Annotated in this window: 1 protein-coding gene; it reads right to left on the reverse strand. The window is 73.3% G+C overall.

What is annotated here, in order from left to right; all coding sequences use genetic code 11:
* The coding region (eccD, locus tag I0Q12_RS11295) for a type VII secretion integral membrane protein EccD (protein WP_231610455.1) at nucleotides 1–1,098 on the reverse strand (1,098 nt) is incomplete at its 3' end.
* Between the last annotated feature and the right edge of the window lie 68 nt (nucleotides 1,099–1,166).

A 1,166-nucleotide genomic window follows, 5' to 3' on the forward strand; every position in this document is an offset into this window, starting at 1 on the left:
CGCGCACCACGCACCCGCGGCGGTCAGGACGACGACGGCATACACGAGGCCGGTGAGATAGGACCGGGCCAGGGCGGCACCGGCTTCGAGTTCGTCGAAGGTCGGTGCCGGGTTCGTGTCGTCGGGGTCCGCGACCACCGGATCGAGGGACGTCCCGGGTGCCGGCACCGGTGGCAGCGGCAGCCGCGCGAGCATGATCGCGATCCGCGGCGCGAGCGTCCCGGCGAGCAACCCGGCCAGGACGAGACCGGCCCCGACCGAGGCCACCGGAACTGCAACGTACACCGCGACGGTCGACGCGATCGCGGTCACCGCCGCGACCGTCGCGACCGCGGTGAACGTCGCCGTCCCGACCGCGGCGAGGCGCAGGACCACCACGGCGACCGTCCCGGTGAGGACCGCACCGAGCAGCAGATGCGGGAGGTCGTAGTCCCCGGGTACGAGGAGCAACCCGGTCGTGAACGCGGCCGGGATCGCACACACCGACAGCAGCAGCGCGACCGCACGGTCGCGGTAGACGCGGTGCAGGACGGCGGCCGCGACGACGAGCAGCAGGGTTGCGATCGCCGTCGCGGCGCCGGCGATCACGCGCTCGCTCCCGGCCGGGGTCTGCAGCAGCGCCGCCGAACCCACGACGACGGCGAGGACCGCGACGACCGCGGCGACCAACTGCGCGGCCGGCGCCGCCCAGCGGCGCAGGCGATCTCGGCCGGCGACCGCGACGTGGTACATGACGTCGTCGAACAGCGGTGGCGGCGCGGGCGCGGCGGCGTTCTCGAGGACGAGCAGTTCACCGTCCCGGATGCCGTGTTCCTCGAGTGCGAGCGCACCGGACAGCGGTGCCCGGCCCAGGCGCGCGAGGGTCCACCGGTCGGGCTCCACCTGATCGGGGGTGGAGTCGAAATCGTTGTCGGTGCGGTGTGCCGCAACCAGATCCACGATCCCGGGGACGAGCAGCGCGACGGGTACACCCAGCGGCACGGCCAGATCGACCTGGCTGTGCCGGGTGAGCACGGTGATTCGGCACAGGTCCGGAGCGCCGATGCCCCGGCTCGGTTCGGCGCCCGCGCGCGTCGGGTCGATGTGCGTAGCCGTCAACGATGTGTCCCCCCAGTCGCATCGAGTGTCCCCGGTCCGGTGCGTCGAATTTCCCCTGCGGACGGACC

Source organism: Rhodococcus sp. CX, assembly GCF_015865005.1.
Classification (GTDB): Bacteria; Actinomycetota; Actinomycetes; order Mycobacteriales; family Mycobacteriaceae; genus Rhodococcus.